This window comes from Streptomyces sp. NPDC059371, from assembly GCF_042751995.1.
In the GTDB taxonomy this organism is placed as follows: Bacteria; Actinomycetota; Actinomycetes; order Streptomycetales; family Streptomycetaceae; genus Streptomyces.
This window is the reverse complement of the sequence record NZ_JBHYXD010000027.1, coordinates 1-22,052: the sequence shown is the minus strand read 5'-3', so window position 1 is coordinate 22,052 and position 22,052 is coordinate 1. Positions and strand designations below refer to the sequence as shown.

Annotated in this window: 20 protein-coding genes and 1 pseudogene; 13 read left to right on the top strand and 8 right to left on the bottom strand. The window is 70.7% G+C overall.

Translation table 11 applies throughout. The features are described 5' to 3' along the window. Positions 1–94: 94 nt before the first annotated feature. Together ACFXGX_RS17685 and ACFXGX_RS17680 are read right to left on the bottom strand one after the other, a co-directional pair. Positions 95–760 (bottom strand): epimerase, encoded by a 666-nt coding sequence (locus ACFXGX_RS17685; protein ID WP_384791454.1) that lies wholly within the window; start codon positions 758–760, stop codon positions 95–97. A 37-nt stretch (positions 761–797) separates the two neighbouring features. Then, the gene (locus ACFXGX_RS17680; protein WP_384791451.1) at positions 798–1,352 is read right to left on the bottom strand and encodes a TetR/AcrR family transcriptional regulator; all 555 of its coding nucleotides are present in this window, start codon (positions 1,350–1,352) and stop codon (positions 798–800) included. A gap of 104 nt (positions 1,353–1,456) precedes the next feature. Between ACFXGX_RS17680 and ACFXGX_RS17675 the strand changes: the two genes are divergently transcribed. The 5 genes from ACFXGX_RS17675 to ACFXGX_RS17655 all read left to right on the top strand — a co-directional run bounded on the left by ACFXGX_RS17675 (position 1,457) and on the right by ACFXGX_RS17655 (position 5,802). After that, the gene (locus ACFXGX_RS17675) at positions 1,457–2,413 is read left to right on the top strand and encodes an SDR family NAD(P)-dependent oxidoreductase (RefSeq protein ID WP_384791448.1); all 957 of its coding nucleotides are present in this window, start codon (positions 1,457–1,459) and stop codon (positions 2,411–2,413) included. A 485-nt stretch (positions 2,414–2,898) separates the two neighbouring features. Next, positions 2,899–3,516 (top strand): RNA polymerase sigma factor, encoded by a 618-nt coding sequence (locus tag ACFXGX_RS17670; RefSeq protein ID WP_384791445.1) that lies wholly within the window; start codon positions 2,899–2,901, stop codon positions 3,514–3,516. Next, entirely contained in the window at positions 3,513–4,571 is a 1,059-nt protein-coding gene (locus tag ACFXGX_RS17665; RefSeq protein ID WP_384791442.1) for a CU044_5270 family protein, read from the top strand. The genes ACFXGX_RS17670 and ACFXGX_RS17665 overlap by 4 nt, the downstream gene beginning before the upstream one ends. Positions 4,572–4,748: 177 nt before the next feature. After that, complete coding sequence (locus ACFXGX_RS17660; protein ID WP_384791439.1) at positions 4,749–5,222, top strand: nuclear transport factor 2 family protein; 474 nt, start codon at positions 4,749–4,751, stop codon at positions 5,220–5,222. 157 nt (positions 5,223–5,379) lie between these two features. Then, positions 5,380–5,802: a hypothetical protein gene (locus ACFXGX_RS17655; RefSeq protein WP_384791436.1), complete on the top strand. Its 423-nt coding sequence runs from the start codon at positions 5,380–5,382 to the stop codon at positions 5,800–5,802. A 215-nt stretch (positions 5,803–6,017) separates the two neighbouring features. On the opposite strand, the gene ACFXGX_RS17650 is transcribed toward ACFXGX_RS17655, so the two are convergent. Next, entirely contained in the window at positions 6,018–7,973 is a 1,956-nt protein-coding gene (locus ACFXGX_RS17650) for a serine/threonine protein kinase (RefSeq protein WP_384791434.1), read from the bottom strand. 327 nt (positions 7,974–8,300) lie between these two features. Between ACFXGX_RS17650 and ACFXGX_RS17645 the strand changes: the two genes are divergently transcribed. Further along, entirely contained in the window at positions 8,301–9,260 is a 960-nt protein-coding gene (locus ACFXGX_RS17645; RefSeq protein ID WP_384791431.1) for a 5'-nucleotidase, read from the top strand. A gap of 181 nt (positions 9,261–9,441) precedes the next feature. Here ACFXGX_RS17645 and ACFXGX_RS17640 read toward each other — a convergent pair whose 3' ends face one another. Further along, positions 9,442–11,253, bottom strand: coding sequence for a TIGR03767 family metallophosphoesterase (locus ACFXGX_RS17640; RefSeq protein ID WP_384791669.1), 1,812 nt, complete (start codon positions 11,251–11,253; stop codon positions 9,442–9,444). A gap of 169 nt (positions 11,254–11,422) precedes the next feature. Beyond that, positions 11,423–11,836, bottom strand: coding sequence for a DUF6281 family protein (locus ACFXGX_RS17635; protein ID WP_384791428.1), 414 nt, complete (start codon positions 11,834–11,836; stop codon positions 11,423–11,425). Between the two features lie 572 nt (positions 11,837–12,408). Here ACFXGX_RS17635 and ACFXGX_RS17630 point away from each other — a divergent pair. The 6 genes from ACFXGX_RS17630 to ACFXGX_RS17605 all read left to right on the top strand — a co-directional run bounded on the left by ACFXGX_RS17630 (position 12,409) and on the right by ACFXGX_RS17605 (position 18,354). Further along, positions 12,409–13,302, top strand: coding sequence for a hypothetical protein (locus tag ACFXGX_RS17630; protein ID WP_384791425.1), 894 nt, complete (start codon positions 12,409–12,411; stop codon positions 13,300–13,302). Between the two features lie 166 nt (positions 13,303–13,468). Beyond that, entirely contained in the window at positions 13,469–14,008 is a 540-nt protein-coding gene (locus ACFXGX_RS17625) for an ArsR/SmtB family transcription factor (protein ID WP_384791423.1), read from the top strand. After that, on the top strand, positions 14,005–15,291 hold the full coding sequence (locus tag ACFXGX_RS17620; RefSeq protein ID WP_384791420.1) for an MFS transporter: 1,287 nt from the start codon (positions 14,005–14,007) through the stop codon (positions 15,289–15,291). The genes ACFXGX_RS17625 and ACFXGX_RS17620 overlap by 4 nt, the downstream gene beginning before the upstream one ends. 244 nt (positions 15,292–15,535) lie before the next feature. Further along, complete coding sequence (locus ACFXGX_RS17615) at positions 15,536–16,294, top strand: hypothetical protein (protein ID WP_384791417.1); 759 nt, start codon at positions 15,536–15,538, stop codon at positions 16,292–16,294. A gap of 69 nt (positions 16,295–16,363) precedes the next feature. After that, positions 16,364–16,858, top strand: coding sequence for a hypothetical protein (locus tag ACFXGX_RS17610; RefSeq protein ID WP_384791415.1), 495 nt, complete (start codon positions 16,364–16,366; stop codon positions 16,856–16,858). Positions 16,859–17,187: 329 nt separating this feature from the next. After that, positions 17,188–18,354 (top strand): DUF3103 family protein, encoded by a 1,167-nt coding sequence (locus tag ACFXGX_RS17605; protein WP_384791412.1) that lies wholly within the window; start codon positions 17,188–17,190, stop codon positions 18,352–18,354. A gap of 306 nt (positions 18,355–18,660) precedes the next feature. Here ACFXGX_RS17605 and ACFXGX_RS17600 read toward each other — a convergent pair. Beyond that, positions 18,661–18,792, bottom strand: a pseudogene (locus tag ACFXGX_RS17600) (VOC family protein); the annotation flags it as partial. A 274-nt stretch (positions 18,793–19,066) separates the two neighbouring features. Between ACFXGX_RS17600 and ACFXGX_RS17595 the strand changes: the two are divergent. Beyond that, positions 19,067–20,347 carry an ABC transporter substrate-binding protein gene (locus ACFXGX_RS17595; RefSeq protein WP_384791409.1) on the top strand — a complete coding sequence of 427 codons (1,281 nt, stop codon included), beginning with the start codon at positions 19,067–19,069 and terminating at the stop codon, positions 20,345–20,347. A 13-nt stretch (positions 20,348–20,360) separates the two neighbouring features. Here the strand turns inward: ACFXGX_RS17595 and ACFXGX_RS17590 are convergent, their stop codons facing one another. Both ACFXGX_RS17590 and ACFXGX_RS17585 read right to left on the bottom strand, forming a co-directional pair. Beyond that, the gene (locus tag ACFXGX_RS17590; RefSeq protein ID WP_384791406.1) at positions 20,361–21,356 is read right to left on the bottom strand and encodes a hypothetical protein; all 996 of its coding nucleotides are present in this window, start codon (positions 21,354–21,356) and stop codon (positions 20,361–20,363) included. A 1-nt stretch (position 21,357) separates the two neighbouring features. Then, entirely contained in the window at positions 21,358–21,963 is a 606-nt protein-coding gene (locus ACFXGX_RS17585) for an RNA polymerase sigma factor (protein WP_384791403.1), read from the bottom strand. Positions 21,964–22,052 lie beyond the last annotated feature (89 nt).

Sequence of the window (22,052 nt, the reverse complement as noted above, 5' to 3'; positions counted from 1 at the left end):
ATGGACAACACCGCCGCACATCATGGCCGAGCCGTTCATGCGGTGCCACGCAGTTTCCGCGGCTCGCCGACTTGGCTCGCCCTGCTGTGGGGCCCTATGCGCCGAGCCGGTTGATCTCCCTGCTGTCCAGGACGCGCGGGTACTGCGCACCGGGCCGGGTGACCGCCAGCATCGCGCGGCCGAGGTGCTCGGTGGTCGTGGTGTGGGAGGGGGCGATGCGGCGGAGAACGGGGTAGAGCCAGGACGAGAGGCTGTACATGACGCGGTAGAGGCGGGTCTTGGAGACGGCGCCGTGCAGGGGCTGGATGTAGCCCGGGCGGAACATGTACGCGTTCATGGGCATCGCCAGCAGGGCGTTCTCGGTACGGCCCTTGATCCGGGCCCACATCGTGCGGCCGCGTTCCGTGCTGTCGGTGCCCTCGCCGGAGACGTACGTGAAGGTGACGCCGGGGTTGTGCTCGCCGACGGCACGGGCCGCGGCGAGGGTGAAGTCGTAGGTGATCCGGGTGTATTCGGCCTCGGAGCGGCCCGCGGCGGAGACGCCGAGACAGTAGAAGCAGGCGTCCAGGTCGCTGAGGTGCGGGGCGAGGCCGGACAGGTCGGCGAAGTCCTGGTGGATGACTTCGCGGAGCTTGGGATGGCTGACGCCGAGCGGACTGCGGCTCACCACCAGGACGTCGGTGACCGAGGGGTCCAGGAGGCAGGCGCGCAGGACGCCGTGTCCGACCATGCCCGACGCTCCGAAGAGAACGATCTTCAAGTGGGGCTCCAGGGAGGGGAGTTGGGGTTCTGAGGCGTCAGCCGCGCAGGACCGCGGTGGCGGCGGCGACAACGGTGGTGCGGCGGCGTTCGCGGTCGGTGTCGGAGCCCGGTGTGGGGATGAGAGGGGTGTTGCTGAGTGACAGCAGGATCATGAGGTCGAGCAGTTCCTCGGCGGGCAGCGTTGTGGGCAGCCGTCCGTCCTGCTGGGCCCGGGCGATCTTCGCGCGCTTGTCCAGGTGGCTGTCGACGACCGCCTGGGGCAGGGTGTGCTCGGTCCGTTCCAGCTGCCGCCAGGCGGCCAGGCGTACGACCCTGGGGCGCGCCTCGTAGTAGTCGTACAGAAGCCCTACGTATCCGGGCAGATCGGACGGATCCAGCGGGACGGCGTCGACGATCTCGGTGACCAGCCTGCTGTAGACGGTGTCGAACAGGTCGACCTTGCTGCCGAAGTAGCGGTACAGCAGGGCGTTGTTGACCCCGGCGTTCTTCGTGATGCGGTCGACCCGTGCGCCGGCGATGCCGTACTGGGCGAACTCCTCGGTGGCGGCCTCGAGGATCTTGCGCCGGGTCTCTTCTGCGTTGCGGGCCATGTCTGGACTCTAAGTAAGTAGGTGCCCACTTGCAAAGCCGGGCGGCCCGTCCTACCGTCGATATGTAGGTAACCACCTACTTTCATAGTTCGGGAGATCCCCTCATGCCCGTATCTCAGACATCCCGCGCCTTCGGGGCGAGCACCACCGCAGCCGAGGTCATCGACGGCGTCGACCTGCACGGCCGCCGGGCCGTGGTGACCGGAGCCAGTTCCGGTATCGGCGTAGAGACGGCCCGGGCGCTTGCCGCGGCGGGCGCCGACGTGACGCTGGCCGTGCGCAACGCCGACACGGGGGCCCGCGTCGTGGCGAAACTGGAAGCCGAACTCCCGGCCTCGGCCGGGAAACTGACCGTCGGACGACTCGATCTGGCCGACCGGCCGACCGTCGACGCCTTCGTGACCGGCTGGCAGGGCCCGCTGCACATCCTGGTCAACAACGCCGGGCTGATGGCTCCGCCGGAGCTCACCCGCACGCCCGACGGCCACGAGCTGCAGTTCGCCGTCAACCACCTGGGCCACTTCGCCCTCGCCACCGGTCTGCGCCCGGCACTCGCCTCGGCGGACGGCGCGCGGATCGTCTCGGTGAGCTCCATCGGGCACCTCTTCTCCCCGGTCGTCTTCGACGACATCGACTACCGCTTCCGGCCCTACGACCCCTGGACCTCGTACGGCCAGTCGAAGACCGCCAACACCCTGTTCGCCGTCGGTGCCGCCGAGCGCTGGGCCGACGACGGCATCACCGCCAACGCCGTGATGCCGGGCAACGTCGGCGAGACGAACCTGTCCCGGACCACGGACATGGAGCAGGTGGGCGCCATGATCGACGCGGGGGTGTTCGCCCTGCCGCCGGGGAAGACGGTGGCGCAGGGCGCCGCGACCTCGGTACTGCTGGCCGCCTCGCCGACGGTCCAGGGCGTCACCGGCCGCTACTTCGAGGACTGTGCCGAGGCCGAGCCGGTCGCCGAGCGAGGCACCGCGGTCGCCGGCGTGGCCCCGTACGCCCTGGACGCGGACAACGCGGCACGGCTGTGGGCCATGTCCGAGGCTCTCGTGCGATAGCCCCGACGCTGCGCCCATGACCTCACGGCACCCGTGAAGCGAGCAGTGGGCCCGGTCGCCCGTGACAGCCCCTGCGCCCTCATGCCGTACAGCCGCGCGAGCGCGTGGTCGGCCCGCTCGATCTGTTGCGGGACCTGGTCGTGGTGCTGCTGAGGGCCCGGACCGCGCACCACTTGGCGGGGGATCTCGACCGGCGTGGCCCGGGACCGTCCGCCGCGGTGTCCGCGGCCGGACCCTGTTCTGACGGGCCGGGACACACTCCTGCGATGCTGCGGTGGTCGGGCAGCTCTGACCCGTGGTCCACCCCGGTCTTCGTCGTGACGCACACCGAGCGTGATCCGTGGGAGCGGCCCGGGGACGGCTGAACGCCGGCGGCCCTGTCCGTCGCGGGCGTCCATCGCATCCGGGGCGTGACGCGCGCCACAGGAACTTCGGGCGGGGCGCGGAGAGTACCGAGTGTGAGTCAAAAAGAACCAGCGGAGTCCATGCGCGCGCGCATACGGGCGGGGGACCGGGCGGCATTCGCCGAGCTCTACGACCAGTACGCGCGGGCGGTCTACAACCACGCCCTGCGGCTGACCGGCAACTGGTCACAGGCCGAGGAGGTCATGTCCGAGACGTTCCTCGCCGCCTGGCGCGGCCGGGAGAGGGTCGAGCCGGAGGGCGGACCGTTGGGGCCCTGGCTGCTCGGCATCGCCACGCACAAGGCGCGCAACGCCAACCGGAGCCTGCGCCGGCGCCTCGCCTTCCTCGCGCGCAGCCCGCAGCCCCGTCCCGTGGAGGACTTCGCGGAGGAGACGGCGGGACGGATCGACGACGCCCGCCGGCTCGCGCTGGTCCACCAGGCGCTGGGCCGGCTGCGCCGCCAGGAGCGTGAGGTGTTCGCGCTGTGCGTGTCGGCCGGGCTCGACTACCGGCAGGCCGCGCAGACGCTCGGGGTCCCCGTCGGCACCGTACGGTCGAGGCTGTCGCGCGCCCGGGCCCGGCTCGCCCGGCTCAGCTCCGGGCAGGACAGCGCGAGGACGGAACCCCCCGGCCCCCGTGGAGAGATGGAGAGTGAGGCCGCGTTCGCGGCCCTGTTCCTGCAGGAGGAGACCCGATGAACGCCGACGGTCGACGGACCGAGGACGCGCTGGAGTTGCTGTCCGCGCCGGCCGAATGGGACCTCCCGCCGGAGCGGCACCTCCACCACAAGGACGTACTGATGCAGCAGATCGACCAAGACCTCGGCCACGCTCCCACCGCGGCCTCGGCACCGGCCCGGCCGCCGCGCCGCCCGCTGACGCGCCGTCCGGCCGTCCTGGTGCCCCTCGCCGCGACGGCGGTGGCCGCAGCGCTGGCCGTCACCCTCACCGTCACCGGCCACGACCCCGCGCCGGCGGACCGGGCCGCCACCGGCAGCGCCCGCGCCCAGAACGCCTCCGTCACCCTGAACCGGATCGCCGTCGCCGCCATGGCCAGCGACGTCACGCCGGTCAGGGACGACCAGTTCGTGTACGTCAGGAGCCTGACCGTGTCGAACAAGGGAACGTTCGAAGGGCCCGTGGAACTCGGCGCCCCGCACACGGTGGAGACCTGGACCTCGCAGGACCCCAGGCCCCTCAAGACCACCGGCTGGATACGCGAGTCCGGCAAGGACGCCGTGATGCCCGACGAGACGATCCCCATCGAGTCCACCGACGCGGTCCCGGCAGGCATCGACCACCCCACGTACACGTGGCTGTCCTCGCTGCCGACAGACCCCGACGCCCTGCTCACCCGGCTGCGCCGCGACGTCCGCGTGTCCGACGGAGAGTCCACGGAACAGGCCGTCTTCTCCCTGATCGGCGACCTGCTGAGCGAGACACTGATGCCGCCGCAGAACACCGCCGCCCTGTACAAGGCGGCCGCGAGGATACCGGGCGTCAAGCAGATCCCGGACGCCGTCGACGTGGCCGGCCGGCACGGGATCGCCATCACACGCGAGGACCCCTCATCCGCCACACGCGACGAATGGATCTTCGACAAGCACAGCCTCGCGTTCCTCGGCGCACGCGGCTTCATCACCCACGACAAGCAGAAGGGCATCACGTCCGACACGCTGATGGGCAGCACAGCCGTGCTGCGGCGCGCCGTCGTCGACGGGCACGGCGAGAAGGCCGCAGGGGCCGACAGCTGAGCAACAGGGGGCGACGTGCGGGGCTCGGCCGGCCCACCATGTTCGCCCCCTGCCTGCCCGGGGTTCACGTGAGGGCGTGCAGGCTGCCGACCGGGTTGCCGGGCCTGCTCGCGTCGCACGACACGAAGGCAGCGAAAGCTGTCGCACTGTCCTTGATCATCCTGATACGACAGGGGGATGGTTGCTGAAGCGCTGGATCTCATGGACCGTCTGCTTGCCGAGCGGGCTTGCGAACGTCTCATCGTCGAGTTCGTCCACAAGCTCGACCTCGGCGACCCGGGCGACGTGGCCGAACTCTTCACGGATGCCGGGTTCTGGGAGTGGGCGGAAGGCGACCGCCGGATTCAGGGCCGTGACGCGCTTCGGTCGTATTTCGCCGGTCGGCCCGCGGACCGGCTCTCGCGCCGGATATGCACGAACATCCTGGTCACCGTCACATCCGAGGCAACAGCCACCGCGACCACGTACTTCACGACCTACCGTGTCGACGGGCATATCGGTGGTTTCGTGCCCCCGCGGGCCCCGACGCAGGTCGGCCACTACGAGGACACGTTCCGCAAGGTCGAAGGCCGTTGGCTCCTCAGCTCTCGTTCCTTGTATCTGGCCTTTGCGGGACCGACGGAGCGGCTTGAAGCGGCAGCCGAGGACTGAGCCCGCTCTGGCATGAGGCGCGGGTGGCGCCATAGGCGAGGACAGGCGAGGACGCGCGCGGGCCGGTGAGGCCTTCGATCGCGTCGGGACCGGAGGTGAGGGTGGGATGATCCTCTCCTCCGGTACACCTGGCGACGCCCCGTGTACCGGATCGCCGGTGACCGACGAGGAAGACGAAGGATCGATGACGCTGAGCGTGGGTCAACGGGTGCGGCTGGCGGCGGATCTCCGGTTGGACGGGCCGGTGACCCCGGCAGGGGAGCCCCAACAGGAGACGGGTGCCTTCACCGCCTCCCTGGCCCTGGCGGCAGGCATCGAGGGCACCGTCGAGCGTGTGGACGAGCATCACCGCCAGAAGAGCCACGAGGTCCGTGAGTACCAGCGCCTCAAGTCACTCCTCGACGACTTCGGTCCCCAGATGCCGCCGGCGAGCAGAAAGCAACTGGAGGAGCAGGTAGGGGCCTTGGAAGAGCACTGGATCGCCTACCAGCGACAGAGGCTCCGCATCACGGTCCGCGTCCGGCTCGACAACGGATTCGTCCTCGACGACGCCCCCGAGGAGGCTTTCACCTCCGCCTGACCGGACGGAGGGCGCTCGCTTCCCGCGTGCCATCCTTCCTGTCAGTCGGGCAGGACACACCGACTCATCGGGCTCCGCGCGCCGCTGCTCGGGCGCGCGGCTCTGCGGCGACCCGGCCGGCCTGGAAGACTCCCCGTACAGGCCCTCCCTTGGCGCCCGGGAGGGCCGAACTGCTTCCCCTGCCTGCGGCAGCGGGCTGTGGAGAGCGGGGCGGGTCAAGTTGCGCAGCTACCGGCAGAGCCCCAACGCAGGAACGTACTGGATCCCGCACCGTCGACGACGGTGACCGCGTATTGCGCGTAGCGCCATTCCTTGCGGGCCCGGGATTCTGTGAGGACCGCCTGGCAGGCCGTGTCGGCTGCGAGTGCGGCCCACCGGTCTCGTGTCGTCTCATCCCATGCGGGCTTGTCCGCCCATACGTACATCACGGCCTCGTCGCGGGCGAAGCCAACGGACATGTTGCCGTTGTCGAGCCAGTTGGGATCGCTGATGATGCGGGAGTTGCCCTGCCACTCGGAGATGATGCTGGCGACCGTTTGTCCGGCGACGCGGATCTCGTCCTTGTCCGTGCTGGGGATCCGCGCCTGCTTCAGGCCGGACTCGGTGGGCTGCCAGTCCGCGTCCTGTCCTGCGGCGGGAGTGCTCCGGTTCTGGACCGAGGTGTCGCATGAGGTGTTGGTGCGGAAGTCGTCCTCCCACACGATGCTCGGGCCCTCCGCACGGGCAGTGTCCACGACGATGTAGTCGTCGTAGGGGAAGTCGGGGTAGGACTTGACGAGGTCCCGCAGGCCCAGGCACACCGTCGAGGCGACTTCCTGCACCGTCACCGGGGACAGCTCCTGGCCGCTCGTCGCGATGTACACCTCCCCTCTTCGCCGGTGGAAGGTGATGGCACGGTCGAAGTCGGGATAGGCGACGGGATCCAGCCAGGCCCCCGTCCCCATCGCCCCGAAGGCGTCGTTCTCGGCAGGAGTCCTGGCCGGCCGTGATTCCTTCCACGCCGTGAGGGACGCCTCGCCCGGATCGCCTGTTGCCGTACCGGCGGGGCTGTGGCTGCGGGCCGCGCTCTGCGCGCTGTTCGTCGCGTCCGCAGTCGGGCTGGGGAGGAATGCGGAGCCGCCCGTGGAACTCTTCGGCCCGGGGTTGTTGCCTGTCTGGAAGAGGAGAGCGCCCACAAGTGCCCCGCTCAGGGCGGCGGCTCCGATGACCACGGCGATCGTACGGCCCGTGCGCCGTCCGGCGGGAGCCCGCCAGGCCGGGTCGTCCAGGGCGGGCATGTCCCACTGGGATGTCACCAGGTCGTTCACGGCGGTGGGGATGTCCGTGGCCGGGTGCAGAGCCTGGGTTGTCTGGGTGGCGAGCAGCGCCGTGCACTTCTCGGCGAGCATGGCGGCGGAGGGACGGTCGTCGGGTGCTTTCGTCAGTGCGGACGTCACGAGCGCCAGAAGGCCGTCGGGCATGCCGGCGGTGTCGGGCTCGCCGGATATCACGCGGTAGGCGACTGCGTCGGGAGCTCCGGTGCCGAAGGGCAGACGTCCGGTGGCCGCGTAGGCCATCAGGGCTCCCCAGGCGAAGACGTCACCGGCGGGGCCCGTGATCCCGGTGCGGTAGGCCTCGGGGCTGATCCAGCCGGTGGTGCCGGTCATGACGCCGGTGCGGGTCACCGAGGTGCCGTCCAGGGCGTGGGCGATGCCGAAGTCCAGTACCCGGGGTCCGGAGGGGGCGAGGATGACATTGGCCGGCTTGACGTCGCGGTGGGCCACCCCGGCCGCGTGAACGGCTGCCAGTGCGGCCGCGGTTCCGGCCGCCAGAGCGTACAGCTCGGCTCCGCCGAGCGGGCCGTTGACGGTGATGTGCCGGCCGAGGGTGGGGCCGGGGATGTATTCGGTGGCGAGCCACGGGGCGGCGGCATCGGTGTCGGCCGCGAGCAGCGGCACCAGACAAGGACCGGCGACCCGCCGGGTCACCTCGACCTCCCGCCTGAACCGGGCGCGGAACTCGTCGTCGTCGGCCTGCGCGGGATGGATGAGCTTGACGGCGACCCGCAGCCCATCGGGATCCAGGGCCGCGTGGACTGTGCCCATGCCGCCCGAGCCGAGGCGCCCGATGATCCGGTAAGGGCCTATCCGGGCCGGGTCACCAGGCCGTGCGGGGTGGACACGCGTGGGCAACGAGGACTCCCGGAACCAAGATGGAACAGACTGTGCTGGCAGGTCCGTAACCTTCCCATGCCGCGATTCCGGGCGACAGCCCTGCCCCGGGTGGGGAAACGCCGACGCGTCAGCTGCCCGGCCCGGCGAGATGGGGAAGGCCGGAACCCGGCCGCCCGCCACGGTCTTGCGGCACCGGATTCTCCCGACAACCCCTGCCCCACCAGCCCGCACCCAGCAGGTCGATCACCACAGTCTCTGCTCCGCCGGGCTGCGGCGGCCTTCGTGGAGCGCGGTGATTTATCATGATCGGGGCGTGTGTGCGCATGAGTGCCGGGGGGTTACGACGTGGCCGTCTACGAACTCAGGGACCGCCTGGTCGTCGGTATCGCCTCCAGTGCGCTGTTCAACCTGGCGGAGGCGGATGCCGTCTTCCGCGATCAGGGCGAGGAGGCCTACCGCGCCTACCAGGAGGAGCACCTGGACGACACGCTGGACAAAGGGGTGGCCTTCCCTTTCATCCGCAGGCTGCTGTCCCTGAACGACCTCTCACCCGATGATCCTCTGGTCGAGGTCATCATCCTGTCCCGCAACGATCCCGACACCGGGCTGCGGGTCATGCGGTCCATCCAGTCCCACGAACTGCCCATCAGCCGGGCCATCTTCATGCAGGGCCGCTCGCCCTACCAGTTCATGCCCGCCCTGAACATGTCCCTGTTCCTGTCCGCGAACGAGGACGACGTCCGCGAGGCCGTCGCGCTCGGGCTGCCCGCCGGCCGTGTGCTCGGATCGGCGGTGGCCGACGAGGGCGATGACCAGGACCTGCGGATCGCCTTCGACTTCGACGGAGTTCTCGCCGACGACGCCTCGGAGCAGGTCTACCAGGCCGGCGGCATCGACGACTTCCGCTTCCATGAATCGGCGAACGCCGCCACCCCGCACGATCCGGGTCCCCTGCGTGACTTCCTCGCGGGCGTCAACCGGCTCCAGCGGCGTGAAGAAGAACAACGGGCGCAAGACGCCGACTACAAGATTCGCGTCCACGTCTCCCTCGTCACCGCCCGCAACGCACCCGCCCACGAACGCCCGGTGCGCAGCCTGAAGGACTGGGGTGTGGCCGTCAACGACGCCTTCTTCCTCGGCGGCATAGACAAGAGCACGATCATGGAGGTCCTCAAGCCCCACATCTTCTTCGACGACCAGGTCGGCCACCTGACCGGCACCTCCCGCAGCACGCCCAGCGTGCACATCCCCTTCGGGAAGATAAACGAACCGGACCACCCGGCGACTGGGCAAGCGAGGCAATGAGGCCCGCCTCGGACCGGCCCGGGTTCCTTCAGGAAAATCGCGGACAGACGGTCCGGGCACGGTCCTCAAGCCCGTTCAGCCGAGTTCGGCTTCCGGGCGGCGGCACACATTCCGCGTTGATCGTCGAGGTGCCAGGAGCACGGTGCGGGTCGGATGCACGGTGTGGGTCGGATGCCGCGTGTCATGTGGTGAGGGCGAGAAGTTCGGCGTTGCGGTCGCCCGGCGCGCCCGCCCATCCCGAGTGGACACCGCCCGACATGCCCTCGGCGAGCCCGGGGGCGTTGTACGCCAGTTCCCGGTAGAGGGAGGCCAGACCGGTCGCCGAGAGGTCGGAGAAGTCGGGGGAGGTGCGGTGCGGGGCGGCGGACTCGACGAGCGTGCTGAACAGGGAGACCGTGCCGTCGCCGTTGTCGGTGAGTTCCAGCACGCGTGCGTGGTGTGGGTAGTCCACGTGGGAGGCCGTGTTGACCTCCCAGAAGGAACGGGCGGGCACCGGGTGCGCGTGCGGGGTGATGCGGTTGACGTGGCTGTGACCGTTGATCCACGCCAGGACGTTCGGGAAGCGGGAGAGCAGGGCGATGACCTCGGCGCCGTCGTGCCGGGGCTCGTCGCCGAGGGCGGCATCGGGACGGCGGGTCATGCTCGGACTGTGGTGGTGGCTGAACACCAGGATGTGGGCGTCGTCGGCACCGGGACGGCGGACCAGGCGACCGTCGACGTCGTAGGAGCGTGAACTGTGTCCGGCCAGGGTCCGCTCCAGCCAGCGGAGCTGCCGGGTGCCGAGAGATCCCTCGTAGTGGCCGCTGCGGTACGTGGTGTCGATGCTGACGCCGACGACGTTCTCGGCGATCCGGAACGTGTAGTAGAGGCGTTCGTCGTCCAGATGGTCTGCCGTGAAGCCGTGTCCGAGGGGGCCCGGGCCGGTGCGGGAGGGATCGAGATGGGCGGTCAGGTAGTCGCGCGGGGTGCACAGCCGGCGTCGCTCGTCGGGCGTGACCCGCCGTGCGTCCGCCGCGTGCCGGCGCAGAATCGCGGCGAGCACCTCGCTCTTCGGATCGTCGCCCGACCGCAGCGCCTTCGCGTAGGCGGCGGCGTCCGTGTCGGGTACCGAGAGCAGCTTGCGGGAGCCGGTCGCGATGTCTGCGAGCGCGGGTGAGAGGCATCCGCCGGGCAGCGCGTCGTGGTTGCCGGCCGTCGAGTACCAGGGGATGCGCAGCCCGGGGCTGGTCACCGGCCGTGTCGCCGCGGTGAGGAAGCCGGGGATCAACGGCAGACCGCGCCGCTTGTCCAGGTCACGCAGCGAGGCGTCGTCCGGATGCCAGTAGAGGGGCAGGCCGGAGTTCTGGACGCCTTCGTACGCCGTCGGGTCGCCGGTCGTGGGCGTGATCCGGCCGCCGTTCATCAGCGTGAGGAACCACTCCAGCTCGATCGCCGCGTTGTTGTCGAGGTTGTCCCCGGTCGTCATCACGAACGCGGGCGGCAGTCCGGAGTGAGGGCCCGCGCGCAGCGCGTTCACCTGCTGTACGAGCGCCACCGCGCCCGCCGACGTCAGTGCCTCCTGCGCGCGCCAGGCGCTGGGGGACCTCGCCCGCAGGAACTCGGTCCGCAGCGGGTTCTGCACGTCGGTGAGGTGCAGGTCGGTGAACTGGACGAAGCAGGCCAGCGAGGTGCGCCGGCCGGCCCGCCCCGGACGGGCGGCGGCCAGTTCCTCGCGCACGACGAGCGGCCAGCCGGGGCCGGACACCAGCCGCCGGTAGCCGCCCGTGCGGGCCGGTCCGGCGAGGCGTGCCGTTGTCTCCAGCGTGGTGACCGCGGCGGGGTGCGGAGCCGGCGTCGTCAGGACGGCATGAGCGGGCTGAGGCGCGGACGGCTGGGCCCGTGGCCGGGGCAGTACGACACCTGCCGCCGCGGCCGCGCCGGCCGCGAGGGCGACGCCCGATCCCAGCAGGAGACGGCGGCGGTCGATCGTGGACGCGGGTTCGGTCCCGGCCATGGGGCAGCCCTCCGGTGTCGCCGAGTGACGCTGAACGGAACCACTCATTCAGATCCTGCGAGCCCGGCGTGTGGCGCGGCCGTGAACGGCGCGTGATGGCTGGAGGAAGCCGACGTCCTGGACGATCCCCGGCGGGGGAGTCCCGTCCGTGAAACCCCCACACCAGGCGTCAAGAGCCTCGGATCAGCTTCTTGATCTCGGGCAGCTCGGTGTCGGAGCCGACGTTGACGAAGATGACATCGTCGGACGAGCCCTTCAAGGCGATGGCGATGCCGGGATCCACTCCCTTGATCGCATAAGCCGTTGCCGATGCGGCCGTCGCCCGGCCGTCGTTGTCGTCGCCGGAGGTGTCGTCGCAGGGGGGAAGCGTGGCGGCACCGAGCTTGTCGCCCAGAGTGAAGCCCTTTGCCTCCGCTCCCGAGTACGTGTGGTCCTCGTACTCGACCCGGTACGCACAGGACGACGCGGAGCTGCCGCCGTCGCTGCTGCTCGACGCCGTGCAGGCGGCGGACGTCGTGACCAGGATTGCCGCCAGCGGTGCCCACGCCCGTCCGGCCCTGCCGAACAGGGGTACGGCCTTCATCGATCTGTCTCCTCTTGGAGCGTCCGCCCCGGTCCAGCGGATGCTGCGGAGGCCGAGAACGTCCCCCATGAGTACCGAGGCTGCGGATGTCGTACTCGTTCGAGCAGACGGCGGTCGGCTTGTCCGTGAAGTCGTTGTCGTGTGTGTTGAAGCGGGTGTCGGCCTCGCGGAGGTCGTTCTTGACGCCGGGCGTGGGCCAGGTCCACGAGCAGGGCGTGGCGACGGGCCGTTGCCCCTGACAGCCCGAAGGACGCTGTCGGCAGCCGCGCCTCGCGGGACAGCCCGGTGGGAAACCGCCTTGGGCGACACGGGACTTGGCAACTGCCGAGACGCGGATGTGCGGTTCGGGACGGAGTGGATCGGCGCGTACGGCTGCTCCCGTCGCAGGATCCCGCACAGTGCGACGCGGACCGGCCGGCCCGAACCCCTCACCCGCCGGGTCGACGGCCTGGGACATCTACCATCCGTGACGCGGTCACGGCCGGGTGGCCGACCGCAACCGTGGTCAACTGTGCGGCGTGTGAACCGGTGGGGCGGCTTTCGTCTGTTCCCGACCGAATGCGAGGGGCTCGATGACGCAGGAGCAGGCCGGGGACACGGCGTTACGGACGAGACCGGGCACGAGGCGGCCCAGGACACTGCGAGGCCATGTGCTGCGCTGGGTGTTCCGCCTGGTCATGGCTGCCCTGATCCTGCTGCTCGCCATGCGCACCTACGAGGAGACGGGCGTCGCGCACGCACAGTCGATCGGGACGCTGCACACGGCCGGGGCCACCATCACGAAGCTGACGTCCCACACGAGGAGTGGGAGAGACGGCGGAGGCCAGGACGGCGGCAGCGGCGACTGGACCGTCACCACCAAGTACACGATCGAACTGCGCATCGGCGACGAGACGAAGACGGTGAACGGCGTCCCGGACGATTTTGCGAACGACCTCCGGGAGGGGCAGCGGGTCCAGGCGGGCCTGTGGCACGGGCGGGTCGTGGAGATCGACGGGCGTGACGTGTGGCTCGGCTGGCACCCCGGGGGATGGGACATGGCACTGTTCGTGCTCTACCCGCTGATCACGGGCTATCTGATCGCCCTCGCCCTGGCCGCCGCCGCGTATCTGGCCGGCCTGGACGGGCGGGTACGGCTGGAGCGACGGGAGCGGGCCCCGTCCTGGGCGTTCGGGTTCCTCGTCGCGGTGGCGGCGAGCTTCGTGCTCATGGGGTGCGCGGCTTTCGGGAACACCATCGCGTACTGGCCGCTCGCTCCTGTCGGAGCCGGAACCGCCACCGCGCTGGTGGGGCTGAGCCGAGCGCTCCGGCGGGTCCATGTCGCGCGCGTCGAGGACAGACCCGGCGGGAGTGCACCGGCCCTCGCCGAACCCGACCCGGCCGAGGCGACGGCCAAACCCACATGGGCCCCTTCGAAGCCGGGCCGCTCCGGCTCCCGAACTTCCGGCACCGAGTCCGCGAACTAGCGCTCACCTGCCCCGCAGTACCCCTCGAGGCCCGCACCCCCGGACAACCGGGAGTGCGGGCCTCCGCACTCGTGCGACCCGCCTCGCCACGTCACCGGCCGGCCGATTCCAGAAGCCCGAACAAGCCCCCTTGCCAAATGGTCAAGAAGTGTTGACCATTGAGGGCATGCCTACCGACGATCTCCCCGAGACGTTCCACGTCACCACTGACGAACAGCTACGCGCCGTTTCCAGTCTCACGCGTCACCGGATCATGGCCGTGCTCCGTTTCGAGCCCGCGACGATCACGCAGATCGCCGAGCGAGTGGGCCTCGCGAAGGGGAGTTCCAGCTACCACGTACGGCTGCTGGAGCGCGCCGGCCTGGTGAAGGTGGTCCGAACGCGGAAGGTCCGGGGGGTCACCGAGCGGTACTACGCCATGGCCGCGCGGTCGATCGTGCTGCCGGATCCGGGCGAGGGAGGCCCGGATGTACTGATGCGGCATGCGGTGGCGGACCTGGAGGCAGCGCCGGCGGATGCCGAGCGGCATGTGGGGATGGCGCACCTGCGGCTCACCGAGGAGCAGTTCGCGGAGCTGGGGGCGCGGCTGCAGGAACTGGCGGAGGAGTACCGGAAGCTGTCCGACCCGTCGCTGCCGGACACGTCACTCGTTTTCGCACTGTTCCACCCGGGATCGCGCCGGCAGGCCGAAGGAGACGCCAAGTGACTTCAGATGTAAGGAAGTTGCCGGCCGAATTCGGACGGCTGTGGACCGCGCAGACGGTGTCCTCGCTCGGTGACGGGGTGACGCATGCGGCGCTGCCGCTGCTCGCCTTGACGCTGACGCGGGATCCGATGGCGCTCGCCGTCGTCACGGCCGCCGGAACCCTGCCGTGGCTGCTCTTCGGGGTCCTCGGCGGTGCCCTGGTGGACCGCTGGGACCGCCGGCGCACGATGTGGGTCACGGACGCGGCGCGCGCGGTGCTGCTCGCGATACCGGCGGCAGCCGCCGCACTCGACGTGCTGAGCATTCCCCTGCTCGCGGCCCTCGCCTTCCTCCTCGGCCTCGGCGGACTCTTCTTCGACACGGCCGCCACGGCCTATCTGCCGGATCTGCTCGGCCGCGACCCCGCGGTCCTGGAGCGCGCCAACTCCCGCCTGCGCGGCACCCAGACCGCCGCGTCCGGCTTCGCCGGGCCGCCCGCGGGCAGTGCCCTGCTCGCGCTCGGCCGGGCGGTCCCGCTGCTCGCCGACGCGGTCTCGTTCGCGCTCTCCGCCCTGCTCGTACGGTCGCTGCCCGCCGCACCCCGGCCCGTACCGCAGGCCCGTGAGTCACTGCTGCGGCAGGCGCGGGCCGGAGCCTCGTACGTGTTCCGGGACCGGCTGCTGCTCGGGCTCGCGCTGCGTCCGGCGGTCGGGAACATCGCCTTCCTCGCCGTGGAGACCGTACTGGCCCTCTTCGCGCACGACCGTCTCGGCATCGACACCTTCGGCTTCGGCCTGCTCCTGACGGCGGAGGCCACCGGCGGTCTGCTCGGCGCGGGCATCGCCTCCTTCCTCGGCCGGCGACTGGGCACCGGCACCGCGCTCACCTGCACGGCAGCGGTCGAGGGACTCGCCATCCTGGGCCTTGCCGCCGCCCCGAACCCGTACGCCGCCGGCCTCGCGCTCGCCGTCTGCGGAGCGGGCATGGGCGCCACGATGGTGCTCGGCCCCTCCCTCCGGCAGGCGGTCGTCCCCGCCCACCTGATGGGCCGGGTCGCCTCCACCTCCCGCATGCTCGCCATGTGCGCCGCCCCGTTCGGCGCCTTCCTCGGCGGCTGGCTGGCCACCGCCTACGACGTACGCACCCCGCTCTACACCGCCGCCGGCCTCCTCCTCGCCATGACCGCCGTCACCGCGACGATGACCAGCAACCGCCGGGTCGAGGCGGCGCTGCGTGCCGCCGCCCCGGCCGATGACCCACAACACCCGGAATCCCGGGACCCCGTTCAGGAGGCTGCCCTTTAGGACTCCGCGAGGTCGTCGAGTTTGTTCCCGTGCCCCCGTGCCCCCGTGCCCCCGTGCCAGTGCCAGTGCCAATGCCAATGCCAGGCCCGGCTCGGCGTTCCTCGCCCCGGCCCGGAGCGCCGGGCGCCCGGTCCCCGCAGGATGCGACGAGTGGCCCAGCGGGCGGGGAACGAAGGGAAATCCCGCAACGATCACTGCGGAAGCGACGTCATATCAGGGTGGGCGGCGTGGAGTTCGCGAGGAGATGCCAGTGGTGTGGGACGAGGCGTGGGGCGAGTGGTTGCGGCAGTCGCCGCCGGGAGACGAACTGCTCGCGTGGTGGCGGCAGGCGGGGGACGGGACGCGCCGGGTCGGCCGGGAGGCCTACGGGGAGCGTCTGGCCGCCCTGCTGTCCGCCGCGTCCCCGCGCGACTGCGCGGCGGCTGGATTCGGGTGCACGCGGCGCATGGACCGTGTCTGCCGTGAGCCGGCGGTGTGCCGTCTGGATCCTGTCGCGCCGTCGGCCGCCGAGGAGGTCGCGCGCGGTGAGCGTGAGGGTCCGGTCCCGGGTGCCTGCGGCGGATTCCACGGTTTCCGGGGCGACTTCGAGGTCCATGTGCGGTTCAGCGGTGGCAGGGACCGGCACCGCGCGGTGTTCTGGCGCGACACGGCGGGGTCGGCGGTGCGGCTGTGGGTGGACGGTGTCCCGGTCGGTTCCGGGGCCGGCCTGGACTCGTACGGGCGCTGGCTCGACGGCAGGTTCCTGGTGGTGCAGGCGGAGGGGCCGGACGGCCATCCCCGGCAGTCGTACGGGCCGGGGACACTGGTCACCGGGATCGTCTCCGTGCTGATCCACGACGCCGCCCACGGCTCTACCCGGATGCTGATCCCGGAGCCCCACGAGAGATGGACCGATCCCCAGGTGGTCCTGGCCGGTGAGGCCCTGCGGGTGTACGCGACGCGCGAGGCCGTGGCTACCGGCGTACCCGACCGGATCCTGCCGGCCCGGCCGGCCCCGGAGTGAGGGCGGGAGCCTCCCGTAGTCGTCCGCATCGAGGCGCAGTCCCCATCCACTGGCAGGAGTACGGCACTCATGACCGATGAACTGCGGCCGGGCCAGGCCGAAATGATCAGACTGACCACGACGCTACGGATAACCGGCGAACCGGCGTCGGTGGTCTCGATGCAGGCCGGCCATCAACGGCAGGCCATCTGGCGCGGCTCGGATCCCTCGGGGAGCGGCGATCCCCGGCTGCAGGTCGACTTCAGCGGCGGGCCGGCCCTGCTGTACGCCGACAGACTGCAGAGGCGGCAAGTGGGCGAGCGTCTGGGGAACACCGTGCGACTGTGGTCCCAGGAGTACCGCATCCACCGCCAATGGCTCTGGCCCAAGCTGCTCTTCACGGTGACCGCTGGTGAGCGCACCGTCCTGCGAGTCCGCGAACGGTTCAGAGGCGACAGCGGCGCCCGCGTCTTCGACACGCGCAGTGATACCGCACTCGATCCGGTCGTCACCCTCGCCCTGCTCCTGCTGGAGGGACGCCCCCACAAGATGGACCTCGGCCGCGGCGACTCCGCCCCGCCCTGAGCCGCCGCCCTCTCAGGACCCCGCGTCATCTGACGGATCCGGCAGAGATCACTTGAGATCACTGGCTGGGCGATGCGCTGAGCGTGCTGTCCCAAGGGCCGCTGAGCGTGCTGCCCCAAGGGCCGCCGGGCGGGCGGCGTCGACACGGTCGTCAACACGCCGACCCGGTGGAGAAACCGATCCGGGTCACCGGGTCTTCCACTGTGCGCACCTCTTGTCCAAGTGTCATGGACCCGCCATGCTTTCTGTGAATCTACTCGCATAGATTCACGCTTTGACGCTCCACCTGCCAGCGCGTCCGTCCGCACTCCCTCCCGGAGGATCGCCCAGTGAGACCTCGTGAAGCACGCCGTCGTGGCGCCGTCGCCGTCGTGGTGTCCTTACTCGCCCTGTCCGTCGGCCAGACCGTCGCCGTCCTGCCGGCAGCCGCTGCTCCGGCAGCCGCCACCGCTCCGGCTGCCACCCCCACAGTCGCCGCGGCCCAGGACCAGGCAGCGCGTGCCATAGCCCGTTCCCTCTCCGACCCCGCCTGGCGTGCCCGCGTCCAGCACGCCGCCCTGACCACCGACGAGGTGTCCGTCACCGCTCTGGCCGGCCGCGCCGGCAACGGCCTGAAGTCCACACTGACCGCGGCGGATCACAAGATCGCCGCCGCCAAGGGACTCGACGCCGGCATCGGTTCGCTGCTCCGGCTGCGGCTCGGGGACCACGCGATGCGCGGCGCCCTGTCCGCCGGAAAGGCGCCCTGGGTGGCCCCCGCCACCACCGATGATCACGCCACCAAGATCGTCGCCTACGACGTCCGGGGCCGAGCCCACACGCTCGACGCCCGCCACGCACCCGCCCGTCCCGTGTACGTCGTCGACATCGACGGCTCCAAGGCCCTGGCCGCCGGCCTGGGTGTCCTGAACAGGCAACTGCGCCACTACGGCCTGGACTCCGCCACGCCGGCACCGGCACCGAAGGCGGACGCCACCAGGAAGCCGCAGGCCCAGGCGGCGTCCGGGGGCTTCTGGACCACCCGCATCAGCGCGGTGGAACTCTCGGACGACGAAGAGCCCTGGATCAAGGGCGATGCCGAGATCTACACGCTGGTCACCGGCTTCGGACAGGACGGCGCCGTACGTGTCGACCCCGTCGACATGCCCTACCTCGACAACGACGGCACGGTCTACCGGCCCGGCCAGATCCTGGTCAACTGGTCGAACTACAAGTACAACCTGGCCGATGCCGTGATGATGGAAGAGGACGGCAGCACCAACTACCGCGACCTCGCCAAGGCGATCGCCACCGCCCTGCTCACCATCACCGACCAGGGCACCTACATCCCCCTGGTGAACGCCATCCTGGACGCCATCCCGAACGACTGGTGGACGGACGACCCCGACTACGTCGACTCCTGGTACACCCTGGCCAGCAGCGACAACGGCACCCGCAACGGCGCACGCGGCAACGGCTGGATGACCGTCGAACCGTACTTCGTCCAGCAGTTCTGAACCGCACAACGGACGTCCCAAGCGCACGACGGTGACGAAGGATGCGGGCCGGTGAATGACATCACCGGCCGGATGGGGCCGGTGCCTGATACCACCGGCCCCATCCGCGCGCCCGTCAATACACGGAGGGCTGCCGTTACTTGACCGTCGCCGCGGGACGGCGTCCGTCAGACGTCACTCGTCATCCCGCTTCGGTGCGCCGCGGACTCCTGGAGATACCGTCACCCGGCACATCGAGCACATCGGGAACAAGCAGCGGCCAACGGCCGCACCCCGTTGCCGGGGCGCCGGCCTCGGCACCTGCGCCTACGCGGTCCAGCCGCCGTACGGAACGGTGATGAGTTCCATGGCGTGGCCCACCGGGTCCATGAAGTACACGCCGCGGCCGCCGTCGTGGTGGTTGATCGCGCTGGGCTGTTGCCAGCGCGGGTCGGCGAACGCCGGTGGAGCGTCTGCCGGCCCGCGCCGAGGACGGGCGGCGGCTGCCGCCGCGCACAGCCCGAGGCCGCCAGGAACGCGGGTCGGCCCGGCGGTTGCAGGCACCGGTGGTGCACCGGCCGGGGTGTGAAGGCTGATGTTTCCGACGGCCCGTGGGTCCGCGTCGCGGGTATGGCATCATCCAGTTCTGAATCAGGGGATGTGCGGGAGCCCGCCTGAAAGGACTGCTGGAAAACGTGATCTGTGACGCCTCTTCCGGGGCCGGTATCAGCACTTGTCCCGCGGTGGGGGCCTGATCGCCATGCCGGCCGCCCCCGGACGGATCGCCGTCTGCGCGGGGCTCGTACTCGCGCTGCTGCTCGCCGGATGCGGCTCCGGGCGGGGCCCCACGGTGGTCCGTCTCGTCGTCTGGATGTATCCGGTCATCACCGATCCCCGGGCGGACACGGCGTACTGGAATCAGATCGAGAAGGACTTCGCGAAGGCGACCCCTGGCGTCGAGGTCACGGTGCGCCATCTGCCCTGGGCGGGCAGAGACCGGCGCATTGCCGACGCCCTCGCGGGTGGTGACGGACCGGACGCCGTTCTACTGATGCCGGACCAGATTCCCCGGTTCGCCTCCCAGCACGCGCTCGTTCCCGTGGACAAGGCGCTGAAAGGCACCGTGCACACGTTCCTGCCCGCGGCGCTGGACGCGGTGACGCACGACGGCCGGATCTACGGGGCGCCGATCTATCAGACCGTGACGACCACGATCTACAACAAGCGGCTGCTGGCCGAGGCCGGCGTCACCACCCCTCCCTCCACCTGGGACGAGATCAAGGCGGCCGCGCCCAGGCTGCGCGGCAAGGGCATTGCGCTGCTCGACTACTCCGCCTCGGACGACGCCTCCTTGAACCTCAACTTCTATCCCCTCCTGTGGCAGGCGGGCGGCCGGGTCTTCGCGGAGAACGGCACGCGGGTCGCCTTCAACAGTCCCGCGGGAGTCGAGGCGCTCACCTTCCTCACCGGCCTCTACCGGCAGGGCGCGGTTCCTGCCACGGCGATGGACAACGCCAACCGGTTCGACGGGCACGCGCTGGGCCGGCAGCGGGCCGCGATGGGGTACTCCGTGGTCCTCACCGACGCCGACCTGGCCGCCAGAGCCTGGGGCAAAGAGAATGTACTGGTGGGCGGCCCGCTCAAGGGGCCCGTCCGGGAGGCCGCGTTCGGTGCCCCCGGGTCCCTCGCCGTCAGCGCCAGGTCGCGGCACGGAGCGCAGACGGAGCAGTTCCTCGCCTTCATGACCCGGCCGGAGCAGATACGTTCGCTGGGGCGGGCAAGTGGATACCTCTCGCCCCGTGCCGACGTCGTCGTACCCAGCAATTCGCCCTATGCCATGCAGTACCAAGCGGCGTTGGCCAGTGTCTTCGCCGGGGAACCGCATCCCGCGTCGCGACGGGTGATGGAACTGCTCGCACCCGAGATCCGGGCGGCGCTGACCGGACGCAAGAGCCCGGCGGCGGCGCTCGACGCTGCGGCCGCGGCCGCCGACGAACTGCTGCGCTCCCCCTGAACCCGCCGCGAGATCACGGCCGTTGGCCGGCCCGGTCCACGAGGACGGTCGAAATCCGGGTCGCCGTGGCCACAACGGTCCCCTTGGCCACGAAGGGACCTCCGGAGGCCTCGCCGCCGATGCGGTAATCGAGTCCCGCCACGTACCGCACCCCGCGGTAGGCCAAGGACGCGGGGCTGAGCAGCACCTGCATGCCGTTGCGTTCGTCCGACGCGTCGCGGTACCGGCCCTCGACTCCGATCGCGAGGACGGCCCGCCCGGCCCCGTCCGTGACCCGGACCGGTTCGGTCGCCCCTGCCAGCCGCCTGATGACCTCGTACAGCGTCCTGGCCTTGTCCTGGGGGAGGTCCGGTGCTGTGGAGAACACACCCACCACCTTGGCGAAGTCCCGCTGGGCAGGTGTCAGGCGCAGGGTGCTGGCGAACCGGGTGGGGAGGGACCGCGTACGGATCAGACGCAGCGCGGCGGCCGGGTCGGCGGGCAGGCGGGAGACCAGGTCGTCGGCGGCCTCGGGCGGCAGCATCTCCCAGCCGGCCTGGAAGTTCCCCTTCCACAAGTCGACGTCGCGGGGGTCGGTCGTGCTCTCGTCGGGCGTGGCCAGCGCGGAGCCGTCGTAGCGGATCCACTTGTCCTTGTCCACGGGAGCCGCCGGTTCCGCGTGGCACGACGGTGAGGCGGGACCCAGGTCGAACGAGCCGACCTCGCTGTACCTGTCGGTGGATGCGCCGGTGCCGCACTGCCAGGTGTCCCAGCGCACCTCCTGGTACAACCAGCGCTGCGCCCGAGGATGGGGCGCGGCGGGTGAGATGTCTTCGTGCCGCAGGACCAGCGCGGACAGCATGGCCGTCGCCACGACCGAAGCGACCGCGCCGGCCAGGGTGAACTGCCGGCGTACGTTCCGCGCCGACCGGGTTCGGGCGATTCCTGCCTGAAGCCGCCGGTGGCCTGCGGCGATGCGGGCGTCACCGGGTACGGAGGCCTCGGCCCGGAACCGCCGGAGCGCCGTCATCTCATCCACTGACGACCATCTCCGGGAAATCGTGTACGAGGCGGGGGTCCACACCGCCGAGAGCGAGTCGGATCTTCCTGCGGGCCCGGTTGAGGCGGGAACGCACCGTGCCCACCGGGATGCACAGCGCCTCTGCGACCTCCTGGTAGCTGAGATCCGCCCAGGCGACGAGCAGGAGGACGTGCCGGTCGCCCGCCGACAGCGCGGCCAGTGCCCCTGCCAGCGGTGCCTGCGCCGCTTGGGCGGTGACGCGGCTGTCGCTTCGGTCGGTCCAGGCGTCCGCGATCGGGTCATGGCCGACGCGGGCCATGGCTCGAAGAACCCGCACTTCGGCGCGGCGCTGCTTGCCGATGAGGTTGGCGGCTATGCCGTACAGCCAGGGCTGGGCGTTCGGCCGGGTGAGGTCATAGCGGGAGCGGGTGCGAAATGCGCTGAGGAAGGCGTCGGCGGTGATGTCCTCGGCCAGCTGCTCGCCCAGCCGCCGCGCCGCGTAGCGGTGGATGGCGCCGGCATGACGGTGGTACAGCTCGCCGAAGAGTTCGGGCTGGACCAGGGAGTCGGCGATGACGCAGGCGTCATCGGCAGGTCTGCCGGGTGGGCCGTTCACGCGGTCTCCATGTCTTTGAGGCGGGGGTGCACTCGTCTTTACCCGGAGCTCTCGAACGGGTTCACGGGAGACGTGAACCCGTTCGTGAG